Here is a 2,467-nt window from a genome sequence, read left to right on the forward strand (position 1 = left end):
GGTTGGGGGCGTGGGCAGGCACAGGCGGGGGAAGGGGCAGGGTGGCGGGCGGCGGGGGGCGGTCGTCGCCGGGGCGTTCGTCGTGACCGTGGGGCTCGGGGTGGGGGTCGGGGTGTGGGCCTCGTCCGGGTCGTCCGGGTCCGGGGGCGATGCGTCGGCCGAGGCTTCCGCGCGGGCCTCCCGCAGCAGTACGCCCAGTGCCTCCCGCTCCGTCCGGCCCTCTTCCTCCTACGCCCTCTCCACCGCACCCCGCACCATCCCCGCCGTCGCCTCCCACACGCCGGCGCGCGGGCCCGGGTGGCGGCCCGACCGGGCCTTCCGGGTCGTCGTCGACGACTCCCGGCTCGCGGACGAAGGGCGGCTGATCGCGGGGGAGTTGGGGATGGCGTACGGGGGTGAGGCGAGCGACGGCCGGGACGGCGACGTACGGCTCGAACTCGGCGAGGAGGGGCCCCCGGAGTCGTACAGCGTGACCGTGAGCGGGGGGAAGGTCACCGTCAGCGGGGCGTCCGAGGCGGGGGTGTTCTACGGGACGCGGACGCTGAAGCAGGAGGTGCGCGGGAGCGGGGCGGCGCCCGAAGGGGTCGTGCGGGACCGGCCCGCCAAGCCCGTACGGGGGTTCATGCTCGACATCGCGCGCAAGAACTTCACGGCGTCCTGGATCGAGGACCGGGTACGGGAACTGGGCGATCTGAAGTTCAATCAGCTCGGGCTGCACTTCTCCGACGACCAGGGTTTCCGGATCGCCTCCGATTCCCACCCGGAGGTCGTGTCCAAGGTTCATCTCACCAAGGCCGAGGTGAAGTCGATCGTCTCCCTCGCGGCGTCCCGGCATATCGAGATCGTGCCGGAGATCGATTCGCCGGGGCATCTCGGGGCGGTCATCTCGGCGCACCCGGAATTGCAGCTGCGGAATGTGAACGGCGTACCCACGAAAGGCGCCGTCGACATCTCCAAGGACGCCTCGGCCCGGATCGTCGACGATCTCCTGCGCGAATACGCCGCACTGTTCCCCGGCTCCTCCTGGCATCTCGGCGGCGACGAGTACCAGGCGCTGACCGTGCCCAACCCCGGCGCCCTCTACCCTCAGCTCGCCGCCGCCGCGCGGAACGAGTACGGGGCCGGCGCGGGCGTCGCCGATCTCGCCACCGGGTGGCTCAACGACCGTGCCAAGGCGGTCGCCGGGCGGACCGTGCGGGCCTGGAACGACGGGTTCTACCGGGGGACGTCCGTCGAGGCCGCCGACGGGATCCAGGTCGCGTACTGGACCGGGAAGGAGCTCGGGGCGCGGAAACCGGTCGAGTATCTCTCCGCCGGGCGGAAAGTCGTCAACTACAACGACGAGTTCCTCTATTACGTGCTCGGGGAGCCGAACACGTTCGTCTATCCGACGGGGCAGCGGATCTACGAGCAGTGGAATCCCCGGGTGCTGCGGGGGGCCACCGCGGTTTCCTCGTCCTACGACTCGCAGATTCTCGGCGGGGTTTTCGCCGTGTGGTGCGATCTGTCCCAGTCGCAGACGCAGGCTCAGGTCGCCGCGGGGATTCGGATGCCGTTGCGGGCGGTCTCGCAGAAACTGTGGGACTCCCGTACGCCCGCCTTGTCGTGGGCGCGGTTCCGGGAGTTGGCGGGGCGGGTGAGCTGAGGGTTCCTGTGCGAGAATGCGCGTTCCGGGTCTGGGGAGGCCCGGAATTCTCATGACGTGTTCTTATGGTTCGGGGGGATTTCATGTCTGTCGCCTGGTTGCGTTCGCCGGTGGGGCTCGGGAGAGCTACGGCTGTGCTGTTGGGGATCGTCGTCGTCGGGCAGCTCTTCGGGGTGCTGACGGATGTCGTGCTGTACAGCCTCTATGGCGATCTCGCGGCGGGGATCGACGTCGGTGAGCGCTCGGAGTTCGCGGACCGGCTGTCGTACATCGCCACGCCTGTGCAGACGGGTCCGCTGCTGCCCACCGTCGTGGTCTATCTCTGCTGGTTCTGGCGGGTCCGCGTGAACGGGGAGGTCTTCGAGCCGGGTGGGCATGCCAAGGGGCGGGGATGGACCATCGGCGCGTGGTTCGTGCCGGTCGTCAACTTGTGGTTCCCCCGGCGGGTGATGGTCGACGTGTGGAACGCGAGCGCGCCGCTCGGGCGGCGGGTGTCCCACGGGCTGGTCAACGCGTGGTGGACGCTGTGGGTGCTCTGGCTCGTCGTCAGCCGGGTCGTGTCCGTGCAGGACCGGAAGGCGGAGACGTTCGCCGAGTACCGGCAGGTCATGGGGGTGACGATGGTGATGGACGCCGTGGGGGCGGCGGCGGGGGTGCTGGCGCTGCTCGTCGTGCTGCGGGTCACTCGGATGCAGAACGAGAAGGCGATGGCGGGGGCTCGGGGGGCTGTGCTGTCGGTGGGGTGATGCCAGTCAGTGGCGCTCGGGGTTTTCTGTGCAGCGGGCGTCAGCTGAACCGTGGGCATCGACCCGGCATATGCCC

Annotated in this window: 2 protein-coding genes; both read left to right on the plus strand. The window is 70.0% G+C overall.

Annotated features, from left to right (window positions below):
* The first annotated feature begins 10 nt into the window (after positions 1-10).
* Positions 11-1,645 carry a beta-N-acetylhexosaminidase gene (locus AOK24_RS41555; RefSeq protein ID WP_055725068.1) on the plus strand — a complete coding sequence of 545 codons (1,635 nt, stop codon included), beginning with the start codon at positions 11-13 and terminating at the stop codon, positions 1,643-1,645.
* 83 nt (positions 1,646-1,728) lie between these two features.
* A complete protein-coding gene (locus AOK24_RS41560) occupies positions 1,729-2,391 on the plus strand; it encodes a DUF4328 domain-containing protein (protein WP_240554378.1) in 663 nt (220 codons plus the stop codon).
* The last annotated feature ends 76 nt before the right edge of the window (positions 2,392-2,467 follow it).

The organism is Streptomyces niveiscabiei, from assembly GCF_001419795.1.
GTDB lineage: Bacteria > Actinomycetota > Actinomycetes > Streptomycetales > Streptomycetaceae > Streptomyces > Streptomyces niveiscabiei.